The 19,828-nt window shown below is 64.9% G+C and carries 20 protein-coding genes; 8 read left to right on the forward strand and 12 right to left on the reverse strand.

Features of this window, described 5'->3' with window-relative positions; all coding sequences use genetic code 11:
• The first annotated feature begins 16 nt into the window (after positions 1 to 16).
• Together ACO055_RS17570 and creD are read left to right on the forward strand one after the other, a co-directional pair.
• Positions 17 to 766 carry a TorF family putative porin gene (locus ACO055_RS17570; RefSeq protein WP_422060130.1) on the forward strand — a complete coding sequence of 250 codons (750 nt, stop codon included), beginning with the start codon at positions 17 to 19 and terminating at the stop codon, positions 764 to 766.
• Positions 767 to 980: 214 nt separating this feature from the next.
• Entirely contained in the window at positions 981 to 2,444 is a 1,464-nt protein-coding gene (gene creD / locus ACO055_RS17575; protein ID WP_422060131.1) for a cell envelope integrity protein CreD, read from the forward strand.
• Between the two features lie 113 nt (positions 2,445 to 2,557).
• On the opposite strand, the gene ACO055_RS17580 is transcribed toward creD, so the two are convergent.
• The 4 genes from ACO055_RS17580 to ACO055_RS17595 all read right to left on the reverse strand — a co-directional run bounded on the left by ACO055_RS17580 (position 2,558) and on the right by ACO055_RS17595 (position 7,796).
• Entirely contained in the window at positions 2,558 to 3,706 is a 1,149-nt protein-coding gene (locus ACO055_RS17580) for an alpha-hydroxy acid oxidase (RefSeq protein ID WP_422060132.1), read from the reverse strand.
• Positions 3,707 to 3,824: 118 nt separating this feature from the next.
• Positions 3,825 to 5,081: an FAD-dependent oxidoreductase gene (locus tag ACO055_RS17585; RefSeq protein WP_422060133.1), complete on the reverse strand. Its 1,257-nt coding sequence runs from the start codon at positions 5,079 to 5,081 to the stop codon at positions 3,825 to 3,827.
• 4 nt (positions 5,082 to 5,085) lie between these two features.
• Positions 5,086 to 6,732, reverse strand: coding sequence for an amidohydrolase (locus ACO055_RS17590; protein WP_422060135.1), 1,647 nt, complete (start codon positions 6,730 to 6,732; stop codon positions 5,086 to 5,088).
• 185 nt (positions 6,733 to 6,917) lie between these two features.
• Positions 6,918 to 7,796, reverse strand: coding sequence for an NAD(P)-dependent oxidoreductase (locus ACO055_RS17595; RefSeq protein WP_422060136.1), 879 nt, complete (start codon positions 7,794 to 7,796; stop codon positions 6,918 to 6,920).
• A 59-nt stretch (positions 7,797 to 7,855) separates the two neighbouring features.
• On the opposite strand from ACO055_RS17595, the gene ACO055_RS17600 reads away from it, so the two are divergent.
• From ACO055_RS17600 to ACO055_RS17610, 3 genes are all read left to right on the forward strand, one after another.
• Positions 7,856 to 9,103 carry a threonine ammonia-lyase gene (locus ACO055_RS17600; RefSeq protein WP_422060137.1) on the forward strand — a complete coding sequence of 416 codons (1,248 nt, stop codon included), beginning with the start codon at positions 7,856 to 7,858 and terminating at the stop codon, positions 9,101 to 9,103.
• Positions 9,104 to 9,253: 150 nt separating this feature from the next.
• Positions 9,254 to 9,652 carry an acyl-CoA thioesterase gene (locus ACO055_RS17605; RefSeq protein WP_422060138.1) on the forward strand — a complete coding sequence of 133 codons (399 nt, stop codon included), beginning with the start codon at positions 9,254 to 9,256 and terminating at the stop codon, positions 9,650 to 9,652.
• Positions 9,653 to 9,724: 72 nt separating this feature from the next.
• Positions 9,725 to 10,651 carry a homocysteine S-methyltransferase family protein gene (locus ACO055_RS17610; RefSeq protein WP_422060139.1) on the forward strand — a complete coding sequence of 309 codons (927 nt, stop codon included), beginning with the start codon at positions 9,725 to 9,727 and terminating at the stop codon, positions 10,649 to 10,651.
• A 79-nt stretch (positions 10,652 to 10,730) separates the two neighbouring features.
• On the opposite strand, the gene ACO055_RS17615 is transcribed toward ACO055_RS17610, so the two are convergent.
• The 7 genes from ACO055_RS17615 to ACO055_RS17645 all read right to left on the reverse strand — a co-directional run bounded on the left by ACO055_RS17615 (position 10,731) and on the right by ACO055_RS17645 (position 15,963).
• Complete coding sequence (locus ACO055_RS17615) at positions 10,731 to 11,207, reverse strand: MarR family winged helix-turn-helix transcriptional regulator (RefSeq protein ID WP_422060140.1); 477 nt, start codon at positions 11,205 to 11,207, stop codon at positions 10,731 to 10,733.
• Positions 11,194 to 12,513 (reverse strand): S41 family peptidase, encoded by a 1,320-nt coding sequence (locus ACO055_RS17620; protein ID WP_422060141.1) that lies wholly within the window; start codon positions 12,511 to 12,513, stop codon positions 11,194 to 11,196. The genes ACO055_RS17615 and ACO055_RS17620 overlap by 14 nt, the downstream gene beginning before the upstream one ends.
• Before the next feature lie 104 nt (positions 12,514 to 12,617).
• Positions 12,618 to 12,944, reverse strand: coding sequence for a hypothetical protein (locus ACO055_RS17625; RefSeq protein ID WP_422060142.1), 327 nt, complete (start codon positions 12,942 to 12,944; stop codon positions 12,618 to 12,620).
• A gap of 49 nt (positions 12,945 to 12,993) precedes the next feature.
• A complete protein-coding gene (locus ACO055_RS17630) occupies positions 12,994 to 13,734 on the reverse strand; it encodes an alpha/beta fold hydrolase (RefSeq protein WP_422060143.1) in 741 nt (246 codons plus the stop codon).
• A 93-nt stretch (positions 13,735 to 13,827) separates the two neighbouring features.
• Positions 13,828 to 15,006: a PQQ-dependent sugar dehydrogenase gene (locus ACO055_RS17635; RefSeq protein WP_422060144.1), complete on the reverse strand. Its 1,179-nt coding sequence runs from the start codon at positions 15,004 to 15,006 to the stop codon at positions 13,828 to 13,830.
• Between the two features lie 64 nt (positions 15,007 to 15,070).
• A complete protein-coding gene (locus tag ACO055_RS17640) occupies positions 15,071 to 15,721 on the reverse strand; it encodes a sigma-70 family RNA polymerase sigma factor (RefSeq protein WP_422060145.1) in 651 nt (216 codons plus the stop codon).
• Positions 15,721 to 15,963, reverse strand: a complete 243-nt coding sequence (locus tag ACO055_RS17645) for a NepR family anti-sigma factor (protein ID WP_422060146.1) — start codon at positions 15,961 to 15,963, stop codon at positions 15,721 to 15,723. The genes ACO055_RS17640 and ACO055_RS17645 overlap by 1 nt, the downstream gene beginning before the upstream one ends.
• A 176-nt stretch (positions 15,964 to 16,139) precedes the next feature.
• On the opposite strand from ACO055_RS17645, the gene ACO055_RS17650 reads away from it, so the two are divergent.
• A complete protein-coding gene (locus ACO055_RS17650) occupies positions 16,140 to 16,544 on the forward strand; it encodes a BLUF domain-containing protein (protein ID WP_422060147.1) in 405 nt (134 codons plus the stop codon).
• Positions 16,545 to 16,587: 43 nt separating this feature from the next.
• Entirely contained in the window at positions 16,588 to 17,238 is a 651-nt protein-coding gene (locus ACO055_RS17655; protein WP_422060148.1) for a sigma-70 family RNA polymerase sigma factor, read from the forward strand.
• 6 nt (positions 17,239 to 17,244) lie between these two features.
• Here the strand turns inward: ACO055_RS17655 and ACO055_RS17660 are convergent, their stop codons facing one another.
• Positions 17,245 to 18,036, reverse strand: coding sequence for a response regulator (locus ACO055_RS17660; protein WP_422060149.1), 792 nt, complete (start codon positions 18,034 to 18,036; stop codon positions 17,245 to 17,247).
• A 269-nt stretch (positions 18,037 to 18,305) separates the two neighbouring features.
• Between ACO055_RS17660 and ACO055_RS17665 the strand changes: the two genes are divergently transcribed.
• A complete protein-coding gene (locus ACO055_RS17665) occupies positions 18,306 to 19,781 on the forward strand; it encodes a GAF domain-containing protein (protein WP_422060150.1) in 1,476 nt (491 codons plus the stop codon).
• The last annotated feature ends 47 nt before the right edge of the window (positions 19,782 to 19,828 follow it).

The raw sequence follows: 19,828 nt of genomic DNA on the forward strand, positions 1-19,828 counted from the left end.
TTTAGGGGGATCACCCATGAAGTTTCTTACCAAAGCGTGTTTCGGCATGCTGCTCGCCGCGTCGGCCCTGTCGACGCCCGCCTTCGCCCAGGAAGAAGAGGCCAGCGGCCCGTTCACGCTTTCGGGCGGCATTGCGGTCACGTCGGACTATCGTTTCCGCGGCGTTTCGTTGTCGAACGAAAAGGTCGAAGTCCAGCCCACGCTGACCGTGAGCCATGAAAGCGGCTTTTACGCAGGCGTCTGGGGTTCGGGCCTTCCCGATAGCGCGCCCTATGGCAAGTTCGAGCTCGACCTCTATGGCGGCTATGCCACCGAAATCTCGCCGGGCACCAAGGTCGATGTCGGCGTCACTTATTACACCTATCCTGGCAGCCACGACGGCGGCGCAGCGACCGACTATTTCGAAGTCATCGGCAAGCTGACGCAGAGCCTCGGTCCCGTTTCGGCGACCGGTACCATCGCCTATGCGTGGGACCAGAAGTCGCTGGGCAGCGATGACAATATCTATGCGAACCTTGGCCTCGCCTATGGCATCGCCGATACCCCGGTCACGCTGAGCGCGGGCGTCGGCTATACCGACGGTTCGCTCGGCCTTGTGGCAGCCGACGGCAATTACATCGACTGGAACGTCGGTGCATCCTTCTCGGCGGCTCCCGCAACCTTCACGGTCCAGTATATCGACACCGATGTGAAGAAGACGGGCATCAAGGCGCTCGATACGCTTTACGATCCGACCGTGGTCTTTACGCTGGGCTTCGCTTTCTGATCGCCTAGCAGGTCAGCGACCACGCGCTCGAAGGGGGCGGCTTTCGGGGGGAAGCCGCCCCCTTTTGCGTGCGCGCAATATATCCGGGCGGAAAGGGCGTTCGGGGGCGCCGTCGCAACGCGGCTTGACGCTGACGATGAACCGTGCAATTTCATCGACGAGTTGAAAACAGCTGGAGCGAACCCCCATGCCTCAAGCGTCTCAATCCCCCCCAATGCCGTCCCACCCTCCCATCCCGCCCGTGCGCGGCGAACGCAGCCCGGGCGTCAAGCTGGTGATCGCGGTGTTCATCGCGGTCGCGCTGATGGTGCCCTTGCTGATGGTCTATGGCCTGCTCTGGGATCGCCAGCAGCAGGCCGAAACCGCGCAAGCCTCGATCGGGCAGGGCTGGGGCGGACAGCAGACGATCGGCGGCCCCGTGATCGTCATTCCGTACCGCGCGACCGAAACGCAGACGGTGCAGGAGAATGGCCGCGACGTGACGCGGACGGTCAACACGATCCGCAACCTCTATCTCTCGCCCCAGGCGAACAAGGCCGACGTCGTCATCAAGCCCGAAAAGCGGAAGAAGGCGATTTACGAGACCGTCGTCTATGAAAGCCAGATCGCCGGGAGCGCCGACTTCGTGCTGCCCGCCGATATTGCGCGATACGGTGTGGCGCGCGAGGCGTTGATGCTCGACCGCGCCGAAGTGCGCCTGGGCATCAGCGACGCGCGCGGGCTGGTTGACGGCAACAGCCTGTCGGTGAACGGCACGCCTGCTGCGCTCCAGCCCGGCAAGGGCCTGGCGTCGACGGGCAATTCGGGGACCTTTGCGTTCGTCGACTGGTCGGGCGGGTTGCCGTTGAAGATCGATTACAAGATCGGCGTGCGCGGGCTCGGCGATTTCAAGCTGATCCCGCGCGGTGTCGACACGCGCTGGACGGTGAAGTCGAGCTGGCCGAACCCGAGCTTCGGCGGCGATTTTCTGCCCGCCAAGCGCGCCGTGACCGAAAGCGGCTTTACCGCAACCTATGCGATTCCCAATCTTGCGCTCGGGCAGGCGCAGGTGCTGACCGGCGACCTGTCGCCGCCAGTTGCGACCAATTACGGCGGCAATGGCCCGCGCTATGCCGACGTCGTCGATGTGTCGGCACCCGCGGCCGACAATGGCAGCATGGAAACGTCGGGCGGCACGGCAAAGGCGATCGCGATCAGCCTGATCGAGCCGGTCGACCTCTACAGCCAGGTCGATCGCAGCATCAAATATGGTTTCCTGTTCATCGGTTTCACTTTCGTCGCCTTCCTGATGTTCGACATCATTGCGGGCGCGCGCGTCGCGGCGGCCGAATATCTGCTGACCGGCATCGCGCTGGTGCTGTTCTTCGTGCTGTTGCTCGCCTTCGCCGAAGTGATCGGGTTCACCCCGGCCTATCTGCTGGCGTCGGCGGCGATTATCGGGCTGCTCGCATTCTACAGCGCGGCGGTGCTCAAGAGCTGGAAACGCGCGCGCTTCCTCGCGGCGATGCTGATCGGGCTCTACGCGCTGCTCTATGTGCTGCTCAACCTCGAGGCCTATTCGCTGCTGATCGGGTCGGTGCTGATGTTCTTCGCGCTCGCGGGCGTGATGTACATGACGCGGAATATCGATTGGGGCGGGATCGGCAAGAAGGAGGAGGTGGCTTTGTCGGCGGCCTAAATCGTCCGTCGGTCATTGCGAGGAGCGAAGCGACGCGGCAATCTCCAGCGTGAAGCATCGGTCAAGGACGATGGCTGGAGATTGCTTCGCTTCGCTCGCAATGACGATGTTGGTTACCGCCGGCGCAAATTATGGGGGCCGAGATCCGACAGGGTCCTGGCCCCCATCAATTTCATGCCCCTTTCGATCTCCGCCCGCAGCAGGCCGACCGCGCGGCTCACGCCATCCTCGCCCGCAGCGGCGAGCGCGTAGAGATACAGCCGCCCGCCCGAGCAGGCTTTCGCCCCGACCGACAGGGCTTTCAGCACATGTGTCCCGCGCGTGATGCCGCCGTCGCAGATTACCTCGATCCGGTCGCCGACCGCGTCGACGATGTCGGCGAGCGAGTCGAAGGGCGAAATGCTGCCGTCGAGCTGGCGCCCGCCGTGGTTTGACACCATGATCGCGGTCGCCCCGATATCGACCGCGCGTCTGGCGTCCTCGACCGCGGCAATGCCCTTGAGACAGAAGGGGCCGTCCCATTGTTTGCGGATCGCCTCGGCGCGCTTCCAGTCGAGGCTCTGGTCGAGCATCGTGGTGAAATATTCGGCGACCGACCTGGGGACGCTCGACCCTTCGGAGACGTGCGTCGCCAGGTTCGGCAGGCTGAACTTCTCGCGCAGCATATAGTTGAGCCCCCAGCCGGGCTTGATCGCATAGCTCAGCATGTTGCGCGCGGTGAAGCGCGGCGGCGAGGTGAAGCCCGAGCGCAGGCAGCGCTCGCGATTGCCGCCGACGATCGTGTCGACGGTGAGCGCGACCGCGTCGAACCTGGCATCGCGCGCAGCGTCGAGCATCGCCTTGTTGAGGCCCTCGTCGTGGTGGACGTAAAGCTGGAACAGCTTCGGGCCGTCGGTGAGGGCGCCCGCCTCGGCCAGACCGATCGTCGCAAGGCTCGATATGCCGGCGACGGTGCCGGCATTTGCCGCGGCGCGAAGGACAGCGCGCTCGCCCTGCCAGTGAAACAGGCGCTGAAGCGCGGTGGGCGAGAGGAACAGCGGCATCGCCATCTCGCGCCCGAACAGCGTCGTCTTCATATCGACGCTGTCGACTCCCGCGAGGACGCGCGGGATCAGGTCGCACTGGTCAAAGGCGGCGCGGTTGCGGCGGCGGGTCACCTCGTCGTCGGCGGCGCCGTCGATATAATCGAACACCGGCCAGGGCAGGCGCCGCTTGGCGAGCGCGCGGAAGTCGTCGATATTGTTGCAGTCGGTGAGTTTCATGCTTGCCCCGCTTTTACCCCGTCCTTGCGAGCGTAGCGAAGCAATCTCCTGCTCTCAATCTTGCGCGAGGCCGATGGCTGGAGATTGCTTCGTCGCTTCGCGCGTCGCAATGACGACTTCAAAACACCGTCCGCGCCGCGACCGAACCCTTGGTCGCGTAACTGAACCGCGGCTCGACCGGCAACGCCGGGTCCAGGATATGCGCCGCAATGCGCTTGCCGACCGCGGGGCCGTTCTTGAACCCATGGCCCGATCCGCCACCGACAAGCCAGATCCGCTCCTGCCCCGGCAGCCGGTCGATCAGATAGTCGCCGTTCGAGCTATTCTCATATTGGCAGACGCGCGCGCCGATCAGCGGCGCGTCGGTCAGGCCGGGAAAGCGCTGCGCGATATAGGCGCGCGCCTCTGCGATGCCCGCCGGCGTCGGCGCGCGGTCCTGCGTGTCGGGATCGACGACCGGACCGTGCACGTCGATCGCGATCTTGAACCCCGCGCCTTCCAGGTCGGGAATGCCATAGACGATGCGGCCGTTGTTGAAGTCGGCCCAGACGGGCAGTTCGGCCGGGGTGAAGCGCGTGTCGCCCTGCGGTGCCCCGAAATGATAGACTTCCTGCCGTGTCGCAACGATCTTGCCGCCGAGTTGCTGCGGGAAAAGCTCGGCCAGCCACGGCCCGGCGCAATAGACGAGATGGTCGGCGGTGCCGCCGTCGGGCAGCGTATGCTTCCTGATCTTCTTCGCGATCAAGGGCGCTGGCATCACGACGCGCTCGACCTCGACGCCTGCGTCCGCGATGACTTCCTGCACGCCGCGTCCGGCGATCAGCGCGCCGCTGTCTTTTTCCAGGATGCCGGTCTCGCCCTGATAGAATTGGATCTGGCGCCAGTTTTTCTGGAGCCAGCCGACATCGCCATGATCATGGTCGATGCGGTTCGCCTTCAGCCAGGCGAGCGACTGCGCGGTATAGCTGTCGCCGCCGGGCGCGAACCACAGCACGCCGCTGTTGTGAAAGATAGGCAGGCTCGCGGTGTCGGAGAGATCTTTCCAATAGGGCAGCGATTCGCGCGCCATGTCCGAATAGAGGGTGTCGGCGCCATAGCCCATGCGGATGACGCGGCTCTCGCCGCCCGACGAGGCGCGCCAGTTGCCGGCGCCATAGGCGTCGAACAGGCGCACCGATTTGCCCGCGCGGACGAGGTGCCATGCGGCCCACGCGCCGAACACCCCCGCGCCGATGATCGCGACGTCGACATGCTGGATCTTGGGCCGTGCGGGCTTGCGCCGCTTCGATTTGCGCTCGGCAGCGACGGCCGCGGTCGTGGCCGGAAGCATGGCGAGGCCGGTCAGAATTGCGCGGCGCGTCGGTAAGCTTTTCAAGGGGTTATCGACCAACGGTCGCACCCTCGTTTCTCTTGTAATAGCGATAGCCGCCGATCCAGGTTTCGAGCGGCGTCATCTTTCGGATTTCGTCGGGGCTGGCGAGCAGCGGGTCCGCATCCAGCATGACGAAATCGGCGCGCATGCCGGGCATCAGGGTGCCGAGGCGGTCTTCGGCGAAGGCCGCGTAAGCGGCGGTGCGGGTGAAACCGTCGAGCGCGCTCTCGCGGCTGACCGTTTCCTCGGGATGCCATCCGCCGACGGGCTGGCCCGCGGCGTCGGTGCGCGAGATGGCGGCGGCGATGCCGGGAAAGGGGTTGGCGCTCTCGACCGGCACATCGGAACCGAACGCGAGGCGGACACCCGCCTTTTCCATGCTGCGCCAGGCATAGGCACCCTTGAGGCGGTCGGGTCCAAGGCGCGCTTCGGCCATGAGGCGATCCGACGTCTGATGCACCGGCTGCATCGAGGCGATCACTTTCAATTGCGCAAAGCGCGCAATGTCGGCGGCATCGACGATCTGCGCATGCTCGATCCGCCAGCGGCGCTCGCCGGGCAGGTCGGCGGTCAGGTCGGCGATCGCGTCGAGCGCCTCGGCATTGGCGGCATCGCCGATCGCATGGATCGCGACCTGGAACTTGTCCATCGACGCGCGCACCATCTTGTTGCGAAGCTGCGCGGGCGTGAGCAGCGGCAGACCCTTCTGCCCCGGCGCGTCGCTGTACGGCGCCTTCAGCCAGGCACCGCGCGAACCGAGCGCGCCGTCGAGATAGAGCTTCACGCCAACCATGCGAAGCTTGTCGTCATAGAGCCACGGCGTCGGTTCGGACCCGGCGATGATCGCCATATTGTCGATATCGCCGCCATAGCTGAGGATGCGCACCGCGAGCTGTTTCTTGTCGCCCGCGCGGCGGTACGCCTGCCATTCGAGGATCGAGGTGCCCATGTCGGCGATGCTGGTGATCCCCTGCGAGATCAGCTTTTGCTGCGCGAGCAGGAACGCGCGGTCGAGGTCGCGCGCGAGCGGTCTGGGCTTGGCCGCGTCGACCAGCGCCATCGCGCCGTCGACAAAGACGCCGCTCGGCTTGCCCGCCGCCATTTCGATGCGCCCGCCCTCGGGCGCTTTCGTCGCCGCGGTGATCTTTGCGGCCGTCATTGCCGCGCTGTTCGCCCAGCCGGCATGCCCGTCGACACGTTCGAGCCAGACGGCGCGGTCGGGCACGGCGGCGTCGAGGTCGGCGGCGGTCGGAAAGCGGCCGAGGCCCCATTTTTCCTGATTCCAGCCGGAGCCTATGATCCACGGCATCTCGGGATTTTCGGCGGCATATTTGCGGATCGCTGCCTGCGCTTCGGCCAGGCTGTTGGTGCCGCTGAGGTCGAGCAGCATCAGCTGGAAGCCCAGACCCATGACATGGCCATGCGCGTCGATCAGCCCGGGGATCAGGGTACGGCCCCTGCCGTCCTCCTTGAAATCGGGGCGTTCGGGGCGCTTGTCCTTGCGGTCGAGCAGCTGCTTGACCTTGCCCTGCGCGTCGATGACCAGCCCCGTGAAGCGGATGAGCTTGCCGTCCTTGTCGAGGGTGATGCCATTGACGTTGTCGACGAGCGTGTCGGCGTGCGCGGGCGCGGCGAGGAGGAGGGCGGCGATCATCAACAATCCCCTTCCGCTTGCGGGGGGGGCAGCGAGACTGGCGAGCTTGCTCGCTAGTCGCAGCGGGAAGGGCATGAGGCGGGGCCGGCTAGCCCTCCCCGCTGCAACGAGGCCCGGCTGTACCGGACCAAGTTTCGCTGCCCCTCCCGCCTGCGGGAGGTTAGGGTTTTTGTCGCTCGCCCGGCTCACTTCCGCAGCCTCGTCACAAGCGAGCTGGTATCGCGGCGGCCGTTCCCCAATTTCTGCACATCGGCATAGAATTGGTCGACAAGACTGGCGACCGGGAGCGTCGCGCCGTTGACGCGCGCTTCCTCGATCGCGAGGCCCAGATCCTTGCGCATCCAGTCGACCGCGAAGCCGAAGTCGAATTCATCCTTCGCCATCGTTCCCCAGCGGTTGAGCATCTGCCAGCTGGCAGCCGCGCCGCCCGACACCGCTTCGAACACCTTGTCGGTGTCGAGGCGCGAGGCCTGTGCGAAGCGCAGCGCTTCGGAGAGGCCCTGGATCACCCCCGCGATCGCGATCTGGTTGGCCATCTTGGTCGTCTGTCCCGCACCGGGGCCGCCGATATGGACCATGCGCGCGGCATAAGCCTTCATCACCGGTTCGGCGGCCGCGAAAGCCGCCTTCGTCCCGCCGCACATGATCGAGAGCGTCCCGGCCTGCGCGCCCGATTCACCGCCCGAGACGGGCGCATCGACGCACAGGATGCCAGGCCCCTCGGCCTCGACCGAAAGCTGGCGCGCGATGCGGGCGGAAACGGTCGTGTGATCGATGAACAGCGCGCCTTTTCGCATCGCGCGAAACGCGCCGTCGCGGCCGAGCGTGACTTGCGCGAGATCGTCGTCGTTGCCGACGCAGGTCAGGACGACATCGGCGTCCTTCGCCGCCTCGGCGGGAGTCGATGCCGAGGTGCCGCCATGCTGCGCGACCCAGGCCTCGGCCTTTGACCGGGTGCGGTTATAGACGGTGAGGGCGTGCCCCGCCTTGACGAGATGGCCCGCCATCGGTCCGCCCATGACGCCGGTGCCGATGAAGCTGATGCGCAATTTCTGTTCGCTCATGCGGCAATCCATAACCATGGTTTGCGCGGCGCGCCAGATAGGCTAGGGCCAGCCGCGCTATGACAGACCTCGCAACCGCCACCGCAGCCGATTTTCCGGCGATCTCGCTCGACGATGTCCGCGCGGCGGCGGCGCGAATTGACGGCGCGGTGATCCGCACCCCGACGCTGCATTCGCAGACCTTGTCCGAAATGGTCGGCGCAGAAGTGTGGCTGAAGTTCGAGAATCTGCAGTTCACCGCGGCGTATAAGGAGCGCGGCGCGCTCAATGCGCTGCTGCTGCTCAGCGACGAAGCGCGCGCGCGCGGCGTGATCGCGGCGTCGGCGGGCAATCATGCGCAGGGGCTCGCTTATCATGGCAAGCGCCTCGGCGTTCCGGTCACGATCGTGATGCCGAAGACGACGCCGCAGGTGAAGGTGTCGCAAACCGCAAGCCATGGCGCCGAAATCGTGCTTTTCGGCGAGAAGTTCGACGATGCGTCGGCGCATGCGCGCGTGCTGGAAGTCGAGCGCGGGCTGACCTTCGTGCATCCCTTTGACCATCCGCACGTTGCGGCGGGGCAAGGGACGGTGGCGCTCGAAATGCTCGAGGATGTGCCCGATCTCGACACGCTGATCGTGCCGATCGGCGGCGGCGGGCTGCTCGCGGGCATGGGAACCGCAGCGCGCGGCATCAAGAACGATATGCGCCTCGTGGGCGTGCAGGCCGAGCTGTATCCGTCGATGTACGCCGAGCTGAACGGCGTCGACATGGCATGCGAAGGCGACACGCTCGCCGAGGGGATCGCGGTCAAGGAGCCGGGGGCGTATACGCGCAAGCTGGTCGCCGAATTGAACGATGACATCGTTCTGGTCGCCGAACGCCATCTGGAACGCGCGGTGAGCCTGTTGCTCCAGATCGAAAAGACCGTGGTCGAGGGCGCGGGCGCCGCAGGGCTCGCGGCGATGCTCGCGCATCCCGAGGAGTTCGCGGGCCGCAAGGTCGGGCTGGTGCTCACCGGCGGCAATATCGACACGCGGCTGCTGGCCAATGTGCTGCTGCGCGACCTCGCACGGTCGGGCCGCATCGCGCGTCTGCGCATCCGCTTGCAGGATCGGCCGGGCGCGCTGTTCAAGGTGATGAAGCTGTTCGACGAGAAGCAGGTGAACATCATCGAAATCTATCACCAGCGCATCTTCACGACGCTGCCCGCCAAGGGACTGATCACCGACATCGAATGCGAAGCGCGCGACCGCGAGCATCTCGACAGCCTGGTCGCCGCGCTCCGCGACGCGGGCTATATGGTGACGACGGTCGAGCTGGCATAGACTATGCCGATATTCAGCTCGTGGCGGGCTGCGAACGGCCGTCTCCTGCGCTTCCGGTGCTCACGTACAAAAGTACGCTGCGCGCCGGTTCTCGGAGCCAGCCATTCTCGCTCCACCACGGACTGAATCTCGACATAGTCTGGGCGGCCGATGAAAGAATATACTCTCGAACTTACCGCAACGCCCCAGAGCATCGACGAGCTGGGGCATGTCAACAATGCGGTGTGGGTCCAGTGGATTCAGCAGGTCGCGACCGGCCATTGGGACGCCGCGGCGCCGCAGAGTCACAAGGACGCCTATATCTGGGTCGTGGTGCGGCACGAGATCGATTATCTGCGCGCGCTCGGTCCGGGCGAGACGGTGACCGGTCGGACGTGGGTTGCCGACAAGCCGCAGGGGGCGAAGTTCGACCGCTTCATGGAATTCACCGGCGCAGACGGCAAAGTCCATGTGCGCGCGCGGACGGTGTGGGCGCTGCTCGACAAGGCGAGCGGGCGGCCGCTTCGTGTGACCGATGAAATAGTCGCCCCGTTTCTGCGCGATAACTGAACGGCGGGCTCGATAGACAATAGGGCCATTCGCTTATAATATTCGCGGCGGATATTCGAGGGAGGGCGACGTATGGCGATCTCTTCACTGCCGCAAATGGACCGTTTTTTCCTGACCGACGCAGGTCTGGAAACAGACATTTTGTTCAACAAGGGCATAGACTTGCCCTATTTCTCCTCGGTGACCCTGTTCACGTCGGACGAAAGTCTGGGCGTGCTCGAAGCCTATTATCGGGATTTTCTTGACCTCGCGCGGCGAATGGGCACCGGCCTTGTTCTCGAAAGCGCGACGTGGCGTGCAAGCCCGGACTGGGCGGGCCCGCTCGGATTTTCGCCCGACGAGCTCGACCGGCTGAACGGTGCGGCGATCGAGCTGCTGACCGGTCTGCGCAGCGAATATGCCGATGTTCCGACCGTCATCAGCGGCTGCCTTGGCCCGCGTGGCGATGGCTATGATCCGGGGAAAATCATGAGCGTCGCCGAAGCAGAGGCTTATCACGCGCATCAGGCTGGCGTGCTCGCCGCCGCGGGCGTCGACATGGTCGCGGCGATCACGATGACCAATGTTCCCGAGGCGGTCGGGATTGCGAACGCAGCGAAAGCGTTGGGTCTTCCGGTTGCAATCAGCTTCACCGTCGAGACCGATGGACGTCTGCCGACGGGGGGCCTGCTGTCGGAAGGCGTGGCTGCGGTCGATGCGGCGACGGGCGCATATCCTGCCTATTATATGATCAACTGCGCACATCCGACGCATTTCGACGGGGCGCTTGACGATGGCGCGGTGTGGACCGCGCGGATCGGAGGGGTGCGCGCGAATGCGTCGTGTCTCAGCCATGCCGAACTCGACGCGATGACCGAACTCGACATTGGCGACCCGGTCGATCTTGCCGACCGTCACCGCGCTCTGATCGCCCGCTTTCCGCACATCAAGGTCGTCGGCGGCTGCTGCGGCACCGACCTGCGCCACGTTGCCGCGATCGCCGAGGCCTGTCTGGTCTAGCGCCGCGAACCATCGGAGGGCAAAGGCGCGCGCGCCGGGCTTCTTCATGGACTCGCTGGTGCTGGTCCGGACGCTTTGACTATCCCTTGACTCGTTCGCTCAGCGGTTTGTCGGCGAGCGCGTCCAGCGTTTTCACTATGGCGCCGTGCACGTCGCCGACTTCTTCGAAAAGGGTGCGATAGACCCTGGTGATCCGATCGCTATAGGCGGCGATGCGGACGAGCTGGTCGCGGCCCGCATCGGTGAGCCGGAAGTTCTTGCGCCGCGCGTCGGCCGGGTCGGCGTGCTGGGTCACAAGACCGAGGCGGAGCAGCGCCGGGAATTTCTGGATGACCAGCTGGTGCGACTGGCCGAGCGCGCGCGCGAGCTCGGCGGCCGAGGCTTCACCGGCATCGCCGAGGGCGGTGAGCAACGAGCACGACCGCACGGGAACGACGATCCCCGCCTCGTCGAACAAGGGACGCGTCTGGTCCTCGATCGTCGTGCTCAGCGCTTCGCTGAGGCGGCCGAGAAAGGAAATATCGTCGAGGCCGGTCGAGATGTCAGTCGCGGGCATAGGTCTGGGTCGTTCCGTCGCGGTTGATGCGTTCGAGCGCGGTGACCCTGCCCGCTTTGCGCACGATGCGAAAGCGGAAGTCGCGCACGCCCTCGACCGCGAACAGGTCGCCGCCGAGCGGCGCGAGTTGCAGGCGGAATCGCTCGCGCCAGGTGTAGAGCAGCTTGCCATCGACGATATCGATCCGGCGACCTTCATACTGCCCGGCGATCGCCTTCAAGGTGGCGGGCGCCAGGGTCGCGGGCGCGCCGAGAAGCGGCGCGAACCAGTCCACCTCGGCCTGCTTCGCCGGGTCGGCGCGCGCGATGTCGGCCAGCGCCAGCCGCTGCGCGACAATCAGCGCATCGGCAGAGGGGACCTCATGGTCGGGCGTGACGCCCCGGCCTTCGAAGTCGCCGCCGTCGACCGGGTCCTTGATCTGGCCGATCGGTACCTGCACGAAGAAGTCCGCCCCCACCGGCTTGCGGTCGACGGGGTGCGCGCCGCCGGCCGTGCGCGCGCCGACCAGCGTCGCGCGGCCAAGCTTCTTCAGCGAATAGGCGAACCATTCGGCGGCCGAGAAGGAGGTCGAGCCGGTGAGGATATAGACGGGCTTGCCCGTCAGCCGTTTCGCCGGAAGCGCAGGCAGCACCCATTGGCCGCGTTCGACGCGCTTGCCATCCTCGAGATAATAATAGTCGAACAGCTCCTGATCCTTGTCGCCGCGGAACAGCTGGCTGGCGAGCAACTGCGCCATCTCCAGCGTTCCGCCGTTGTTGTAGCGCAGGTCATAGATGACGGCGTCGCTGTTCTCGATAAAGCGCATCGCCGCCGCCGCCGCGTCATAGCCAAGCTCGGGATCGGCGAAATGAGACAGGCCGACATAGGCGATATTGCCGTCAAGAATGCGAAGGTCGGTGAAGCCGAAATTCTCGCGCTCTTCGGCGCGGCGCTCCTTGGCGCGTAGCGCTTCGGCAAGAACGGGGTCCTTCCTGGCGGCATGGTCCGCGACGAAGCCGGGATCGACGCCGACGAAAAAATGGAGATCATTGCTCGCCGCGATCAGGTCGCGAGTCAGCTCGCTGGCGAGCGCCTCCTTGTCGCCCGCATCGTCATAGTCGCCCTTGTCGAGATGCGCGCGCAGCGTCGCCGTGACCGTCTTTGCCTTGTCGGCGAAGACATAATTCGCCTCGATCGTCCGTCCGAGGTCATCGACCACCGCGCGCCGGTCGGCCGCGGTGAGCGATGTATCGCCGGTCGCCGCGACGCAAGACGCCCATGCCGCCGCACCCAGCAGAATCGCCTGGAGTTTACCTTTGCTCGCCATCGTTCCTCGTCCTCGACTCAGTTATACAATATATTGCGCAATATATTGTATAATAGGGCAAGGCAAGTGTCTGCGATTTGGCGCGGCGTCAAAGATCCCGAGAATTAGCGCGCGACGACGTAAATTCGCCGCTTTTCGACCCAGCCATTGGCGCAGGTGGATGCGACGCGCCCGTCGAGACCGTTGCCGGTTCCGCGGCACGAATAGCGCCCGTCCTTGTAGTGAACCCAGAACCAGCCGCGATTCTCGCCGCAAAGATAGACGACCGAACCCGGTTTCAGCCGGCCGGTCTTGCGCGCTGCCACTGTGGGCGTGCGATAGACCGCAACCTTCGCATCGCCGGGTCCGCCCGCGACGATCGCATAGGGGCAGTTCGCCGCGACGGCGGGCGCCGCGCTTTGCAGCATCATTGCCAGGGCGGTCATCGTCATCAGCATTGGGGTTCCCTCCCGCGCAGTGGTGAAGCGCCTGTTTGCCACATCACTCTATGTCTTCGGTTAACGCCTTGACGATCGCCGCGACCGACGTGGGGGCATAGGCGAAGCCCATATGGCCGCAGTCGACCTCGACCTGGCGGTCGCTTTCGTGCGGCAGCCCGCGTGCACTGTTCACGGCGATGACGCCGTCATGCTTCGACCAGAGCGCAAAGGTCGGCATCGCCGGACGCGGGGCCGGGTGGAAGTCGATGGGCGGATTGTCGACCGGGTGGCGCGCGACGAGATGATAGAGCCGCCAGGCACGGTTGGCGCGGCGGCTGCCCGAAAAGGGCGAGCCCAGCGTGACGACGCGCGCGACCTTGTGCGGATGGTGCTTGGCATATTCGCGCGCATAAATGCCGCCGAGGCTCCAGCCGACGAGCGCCGGAGCATAGCCTGTGCGGTCGATGATCCACTGCACGCGGGTGTCGATGCGCTCGATGATGTCCGGGGTCGCGCCGCGGTTGAAGCCGAGGCCCCAGGCATAGCAGCGGAAGCCCGAGCGGCGAAGATCGGCGCGCAGCGCTTTCGTGGCCCAGTCGCCCGACAGAAAGCCCGGCAGCACCATCACCGGTGGATGATCGCTGTCGGGGTTTGGCTCGGGTGGCATTGCACGGATGCGGCCCGCGATCGCGCGCGCAAGCGCCCCGATCTCGCGCCACAGCAACGACAGCGGCGGCGGCGCGTCGGGATCGGGAATGCGCGCCGGCCATTCGGCGCGCCGGGTCAGGAAGCCGCGGATCATGCGAGGGCTATAGGCAATAGTGCACCCCGGCGAAAGCCGGGGTCCAGAAAGGTCGCGCCGAATTCGTGGGCCGCGGCTTTCGCCCGGGTGCACTCAAGACTTTGGCATCAGCTTGAGAAGCTTGCCGTCGCTGCCATCGGTGAGCAGCCAGACGCTGCCGTCCTCGCGCACTTCGACTTCGCGGATGCGCTGGCCGAAATCCCAGCGGTCGGCCTTGTGGAGCGTGTCGCCGTCGATGCGCATGCGGATCAGGCCCTGGCCCGACAGCGCGCCCATCAGCAGGCTGTTCTTCCACCCCGGATAAAGGTCGCCGCCATACCAGGCGAGGCCGGCGGGCGAGACCGACGGATTCCACCACAGTTTCGGCGCGGCAAATTCGGGGCGCGTCGGATGGTCGGGGATGTCGCGGCCGTCATAATGATTGCCGTTCGAAACGACCGGATAGCCATAGTTCGCTTTCGCCGCGACCAGATTGACCTCGTCGCCGCCCTTTGGCCCCATTTCCTGTTGCCAGAGCTTGCCGCTGCCGTCGAACGCAAGGCCGAGGATGTTGCGGTGGCCGAGTGACCAGATCTGTGCGGTGACGCCGCCCCGGTCGGCGAAGGGATTGTCGGCGGGGACGCTGCCGTCGGGCGTCAGGCGCAGGATCTTGCCGAGATTGGCCTTCATGTCCTGCGCGGGATCGAACTTCTGCCGTTCGCCCGACCCGATGAACAGATATTGGCCGTCGGGCGAGAAGGCGAGGCGGTGCGAGAAATGGCCGCGGCCCGAAACTTTCGGATTCTGCTGCCAGATGATCCGGAGCGCGTCGATCCGCGGTGCCGCGCCGGGGACGAACGTCGCCTTGCCGACGACCGCGCCGAACGTGTCGCGGCTGCCGGCTTCGACCCAGCTCAGATAGATCGTGCTGCTGGTCGCGAAATCGGGGGCAAGAATGACGTCGCCCAACCCGCCCTGGCCGCCATAGGCCACTTTCGGGACGCCCGCGACGTCGAGCGTCGGGCCGTCCTCCTGCCACAGCTTGAGCTTGCCCGATCGCTCGGTGACGAGCGCCTGCTTGCCGCGCGGCAGAAAAGCCATCGCCCACGCCTCGTTGAAGCGCGCGATCTCGCGCACCGCGAAGGGCGCCTGCGAGAGCGGCGTTGCCGGCTGGTCGCCCGAGCCGTCGAGGCTGGTGGCGCCGTCGGCGGGGGCCGCACTGCTGGTAGTGCCTGTGGAACAGGCAGTGACGATCATCGCAGCGGACAGCGCGATGGCGGAAATATTCTTCATGGATGGGCTCGCTTGGCTGGGGGTGATGCCTGCCTGCCGCGTCGCTGGCGCAAAGTCGAGAGCGTCAGCCGTTCGATGCCTCGCGCCGCGCGGTAATTTCCTCGACGCTGTTCATGATCGCGTCGATGGCTTCGCTAGCAGGCGCGGCATCGGCGCGCTTCTGAACAAACTGGCCGCTGTTCATGATTTCTTCGAGCGCAGCGCGCGCGCGAGAGACTCGGCTCTTCATCGTACCGAGCGCGCAGTCGCAGATATTCGCTGCCTCCTCATAGGACAAACCGCCCGCACCGACCAGAATCAATGCTTCGCGCTGGTCCTGCGGCAATTCCATCAGCGCGCGCTGAAGGTCGGCCATCTCGCCGCTTTCCTCTTGCGAGGCAGGGGTCGAGAGCGTGCGCTCGACCGTCACTTCATCATATTCGCCGTGGAATTTGTTGCGGCGCATCTGCGACAGGAAAGTGTTGCGCAGGATGACGAAGGTCCACGCCTTGATCGACGTACCGCGCTCGAAGCGTTCGCGCGATGCCCACGCCTTGACCATCGTGTCCTGCGTCAGGTCGTCGGCCAGGTCGGGATTTCCCGACAGACTGCGGCCATAGGCACGCAGATGCGGGATGACGCTGGCGAGCAACGCCTTGAACTCATTGTCCGGCAGGACCGTGTCCGCCGAGGGCGCTTCGTCCTGCGGCAGCGGTGCGGCGTTGGACCCGGCCATTATTGCTTGGTGCTCTTTTGCCGATTCTTGTCATCGAGCTGCGACAACAGGTCGAGCATGTTATCGGGCAGTTGTTCGGCGACGATATTGCCATAGATCATGCGCAGCTTCGCGCTTACCGGTTCGGGCGACTGGCGCCCGGTCAGCGTGCGGTGCCACTGGTCACTTCCGGTGCCGGGGAAGGTTCCGTTCGGACGGCGAGCGTCATCGCCTTCGGCGAAGTGCCGGTGCTTTCCGTCCATCCTGTTGTTGCCATGCGTTGCCATGTGAGGAGCAACGAGGAAGCAGGCCGCCGGTTCCACGGCTTGTCGATTTTTGCGACGAACGCGTTGCCAACAAGCAACACTGTCCCTAATCGAGGCGATGTGAGGGGTCACGCTGTGCCCGGCCTGTGCCGACGACCAGGAGTGTCTGCCGCTTGCTTTCCGTCATCTATGTCAGCGTCGCCGATCCGTTGATCCGCGACGAGGATATCGCCGCGATTCTTTTGTCCGCACGCCGCAACAATGCGCGAGACAGTTTAACCGGCGCGCTGATCTTTAACGGTCATAACTTCATGCAATTGCTCGAAGGCCCTGCAAAGGACGTCGAAAGATGCCTCGATGCCATTCGCCGCGACACGCGGCACAGCGGATTGACCGAGGTCCGCCGCCGTGCCGTCGAGGCGCGCGATTTCGCCGGATGGTCGATGCTCTACGATCCCGATTTCGAGGGACTGGACGAGGAACTGGCGCGGCTTGCGGTAATCGGACGGCTCGACGAGCAGGACGAACGGATGCTGCGTAATTTCGTCGCGCTGGGTCGCCGCCGCGGAGCGGCGTAACACGGGCCTGCGCTTGCATTGACATTTCAAGGCGCTAAGCCGGATGACAGCTCGCCAATCATCAGACAAAGGCTTATTTATCAGCGAAACGACCCCTCAACCGCTCGACGACGACAGCTTCAAGCAGGAACTGGCGGCGATGTTGCCGCACCTGCGCGCTTTCGGGCGCAGCCTGACGGGCAATGCCGACCTGGCCGACGATCTGGTGCAGGAAACGATGATGAAGGCCTGGAAGGCGCGCGAAAGTTATATCCCTGGGCCGGCGAGCATGAAGAGCTGGGCCTTTGTGATCCTGCGCAATTGTTTCCTGTCGCAGATGCGGCGCAAGAAATTCACCGCCGAATATGACGAACTGGCGGCGGAGCGGCTGCTCGTCGCGCCCGACGACCAGACCGACAGCCTGCACCTGGCCGACGTCCAGCGCGCGCTGCTGATGCTGCCCGTCGATCAGCGCGAGGCGCTGATCCTGATCGGCGCAGGGCAGCTGTCTTATGAAGAAGGCGCCGACATTTGCGGCTGTGCCGTCGGCACGATGAAGAGCCGCGTATCGCGCGCGCGCACGGCGCTGCACGCGATCCTCGAAGGCGGCGAGATGCCGCTGCGCAGTCTGGACGCCGACGCGCCGAGCGATGCCTTCACCACGATCATGGGTGATGTCGAAGAGCTGACGCGCGGCGGGCCGTCGCCCGATTGACGGCGTTTATGCGGCCAGCTGCGGAGTGAACAACAGGCTCTGACTGATGGCCGCCCGCACGGTATTTTCGCCGAACGGCTTCGAGATCAGGAACGTCGGCTCGACGCGGTTGCCGGTAAGCAGCCGTTCGGGAAAAGCGGTGATGAAGATGACGGGCACCGGCGCTATGGCCAGAATGTCTTGCACCGCATCTATCCCCGAGGAGCCATCGGCGAGCTGAATGTCGGCAAGAACGAGCCCGGCGTCGGTGTTCCGAAACGCGGCGACAGCATCCTCGTGCGTCGTCGCGACTCCGGCGACCTGATGGCCGAGGCCGCGCACAATCTGTTCGAGGTCCATCGCGATCAGCGGCTCGTCCTCGATGATCAGCACCGAGGTGCGGGCCTCGCGATCCATTTCGCCCACCGCCTCGGCAAGCAGCGTCTCGACCATGTCATTGTCGGCGCCGGTGATCGTCGCGGTTTCGTCGACCGAAAAACCCTCGAGCGCCGTAAGCAGGAGCATCTGGCGGCCGAGCGGAGTGATGAGCCGAAGACGCCGATTGGCGGCGCGGACGAGCGGGTCCGTCTCGTCGTCGCCTTCGCCGTCCGAGATGAAGGCGCTTTCCCAGATGCGGTGGAAATTGCGATACAGGTCGATCCGCGTGTCGGGCCCGGTTCGGAATTCATCGGGGGCAGCAACGATCACTTCCAGCGTCGTGTGGACGTAATTGTCACCATGTTGCTGGCTTCCGGTCAGCGCGCGCGCGTAGCGGCGCAGGAACGGCAAGTGCCCGCGGATTTCTTCGCCTAACGACATATAGATGCTCCCTCTTGGACAGGTCATACGCCGCCTGACGCAGATCGGTTCCCGACCATGACTCCAAAAAGCGGGGTTTCGGCGTGCAACCAGTGAAGGGCTGATGCGTAGAGTCTGCCGGGACGCGCCGATAAACTGTCGTAAGCGGATGGTATTGTGCTCTTTTTTTTCACCATCATCGCAGCACTTTTTTAGGGACCGAAATCATGGCAGAGCGTCCCACAGTGAATATCGGTGGAGCACCACCGGCAGGACCAGAGGGGCGGGATTTGGCTAACGACGAGGAAGCTGCTTTGGCTGTGCGCGAACGGCGCCGCCTGGAAACCCTTCGCGAATATCGCATCCTCGACACTGCGCCCGAAGCAGCTTTCGACCGGGTCACCAAGCTGGTGGCCGATCTGTTCGACGCGCCGATTGCGCTCGTGTCGCTCGTCGACGACTGCCGTCAGTGGTTTAAGTCGGCCTATGGCCTCGACGTTCCCGAAACGTCGCGCGACATCAGTTTTTGTCAGTTCGTCATCGCCGACGACCGATCGATGGTCATCACCGACGTGCTCGGCGATCCGCGATTTTCGACCAATCCGCTCGTCACCGGCGAGCCTTTCATCCGCTTTTACGCCGGGGTACCGCTGCGCGCTTACAATGGCGACGTCTTGGGAACGCTGTGCGTGATCGACCGCAAGGAACGGTCGGTGCTCGAAGCGCGCGAGATGGAGCGGCTGGAGGATTTTGCAGCGATCATCATGGCCGAGGCCGATCTGCGACGGATCGTCTTCGAGCGCGACGACGCGCGCCGCACGCTGGAGCGCGCACTCGATTTTTCGGGCATCGCGACATGGCAATATGATGCGCAAACGGACCGTCTGTCGACACAGGGCGCTGGCGCCGAACTGTGGGGCGCGGGCTTTGAAGCGACGCTTGCGACGGGCGATGGCTTTTTCGATCTTGTCCATCCCGACGACCGCTCGACGGTGCGCGCCGTGCTCAAGGAATCGGTCGCAAACGGCACGCCCTATATGGCCGAGTATCGCGTCCTCAATCCCGAACGCGGCGTGCGCTGGAACTCCGTGCGCGGCGACTGGGACGTGCGCTCGAACGATGCCAAGCTGACCGGCGTCAGCATCGACATCACCGAACAGAAGAGCCGCCAGGAAAATGCCAATCTGCTGATGCGCGAGCTGCACCACCGGATGCGCAACCTGTTCGCGACAGTCAGCGCGATCATCTCGCTGACGCGTCACGCCGCGCATGACATCGACGATTATGTCGAGCGGATCGGCAATCGCCTCGACGCGCTCAACCGCGCGCAGAATGTGCTGCTCAGCGCGAACTTCATGACCGGGTCGATGCACGCGCTGATGCGCGAGGTCGAGGCGGCCTTTCCGCGCATCAAGTGGCAGGGACCCGACCTGTTGCTTCCGGAAAACGCGCTCGTTGCGATGGCATTGCTGTTCAACGAATTGGCAACCAATGCTGCCAAGCATGGCGCGCTGACCGCAGTCGACGGCCGCGTCGATGTCCTCTGGTCGCAGGATGAAGGCGATGCAGAGGACCGCCAGTTCCGCCTGACCTGGACCGAAAGCGGCAGCGACCGCCCCGTTTCCGCGCCCGAGCAGACGAGCTTCGGGACCCTGCTGATGGACCGCAGCGTGAAAAACAATCTGGGCGGGACCATCGAACGGCAGTGGAGGCCTGGTGGGCTGGTCGTCGATATCGCGCTGCCCGCTCGGTGGCGCGACGCCTAGCGCCGACAGCATTTGTTCTTCTTATGTTCCCATGCTAGTCATGGGCC

The organism is Sphingopyxis sp., assembly GCF_965227415.1.
Taxonomy (GTDB): domain Bacteria; phylum Pseudomonadota; class Alphaproteobacteria; order Sphingomonadales; family Sphingomonadaceae; genus Sphingopyxis.

Bases quoted from the DNA above. Each gene is read 5' to 3' on its own strand.
- ACO055_RS17570 (WP_422060130.1), top strand. From the start codon at position 17: ATGAAGTTTCTTACCAAAGCGTGTTTCGGCATGCTGCTCGCCGCGTCG.
- creD (WP_422060131.1), top strand. From the start codon at position 981: ATGCCGTCCCACCCTCCCATCCCGCCCGTGCGCGGCGAACGCAGCCCG.
- ACO055_RS17580 (WP_422060132.1), bottom strand. From the start codon at position 3,706: ATGAAACTCACCGACTGCAACAATATCGACGACTTCCGCGCGCTCGCC.
- ACO055_RS17590 (WP_422060135.1), bottom strand. From the start codon at position 6,732: ATGATCGCCGCCCTCCTCCTCGCCGCGCCCGCGCACGCCGACACGCTC.
- ACO055_RS17595 (WP_422060136.1), bottom strand. From the start codon at position 7,796: ATGAGCGAACAGAAATTGCGCATCAGCTTCATCGGCACCGGCGTCATG.
- ACO055_RS17600 (WP_422060137.1), top strand. From the start codon at position 7,856: ATGACAGACCTCGCAACCGCCACCGCAGCCGATTTTCCGGCGATCTCG.
- ACO055_RS17605 (WP_422060138.1), top strand. From the start codon at position 9,254: ATGAAAGAATATACTCTCGAACTTACCGCAACGCCCCAGAGCATCGAC.
- ACO055_RS17610 (WP_422060139.1), top strand. From the start codon at position 9,725: ATGGCGATCTCTTCACTGCCGCAAATGGACCGTTTTTTCCTGACCGAC.
- ACO055_RS17615 (WP_422060140.1), bottom strand. From the start codon at position 11,207: ATGCCCGCGACTGACATCTCGACCGGCCTCGACGATATTTCCTTTCTC.
- ACO055_RS17620 (WP_422060141.1), bottom strand. From the start codon at position 12,513: ATGGCGAGCAAAGGTAAACTCCAGGCGATTCTGCTGGGTGCGGCGGCA.
- ACO055_RS17625 (WP_422060142.1), bottom strand. From the start codon at position 12,944: ATGACGATGACCGCCCTGGCAATGATGCTGCAAAGCGCGGCGCCCGCC.
- ACO055_RS17630 (WP_422060143.1), bottom strand. From the start codon at position 13,734: ATGATCCGCGGCTTCCTGACCCGGCGCGCCGAATGGCCGGCGCGCATT.
- ACO055_RS17635 (WP_422060144.1), bottom strand. From the start codon at position 15,006: ATGAAGAATATTTCCGCCATCGCGCTGTCCGCTGCGATGATCGTCACT.
- ACO055_RS17640 (WP_422060145.1), bottom strand. From the start codon at position 15,721: ATGGCCGGGTCCAACGCCGCACCGCTGCCGCAGGACGAAGCGCCCTCG.
- ACO055_RS17645 (WP_422060146.1), bottom strand. From the start codon at position 15,963: ATGGACGGAAAGCACCGGCACTTCGCCGAAGGCGATGACGCTCGCCGT.
- ACO055_RS17655 (WP_422060148.1), top strand. From the start codon at position 16,588: ATGACAGCTCGCCAATCATCAGACAAAGGCTTATTTATCAGCGAAACG.
- ACO055_RS17660 (WP_422060149.1), bottom strand. From the start codon at position 18,036: ATGTCGTTAGGCGAAGAAATCCGCGGGCACTTGCCGTTCCTGCGCCGC.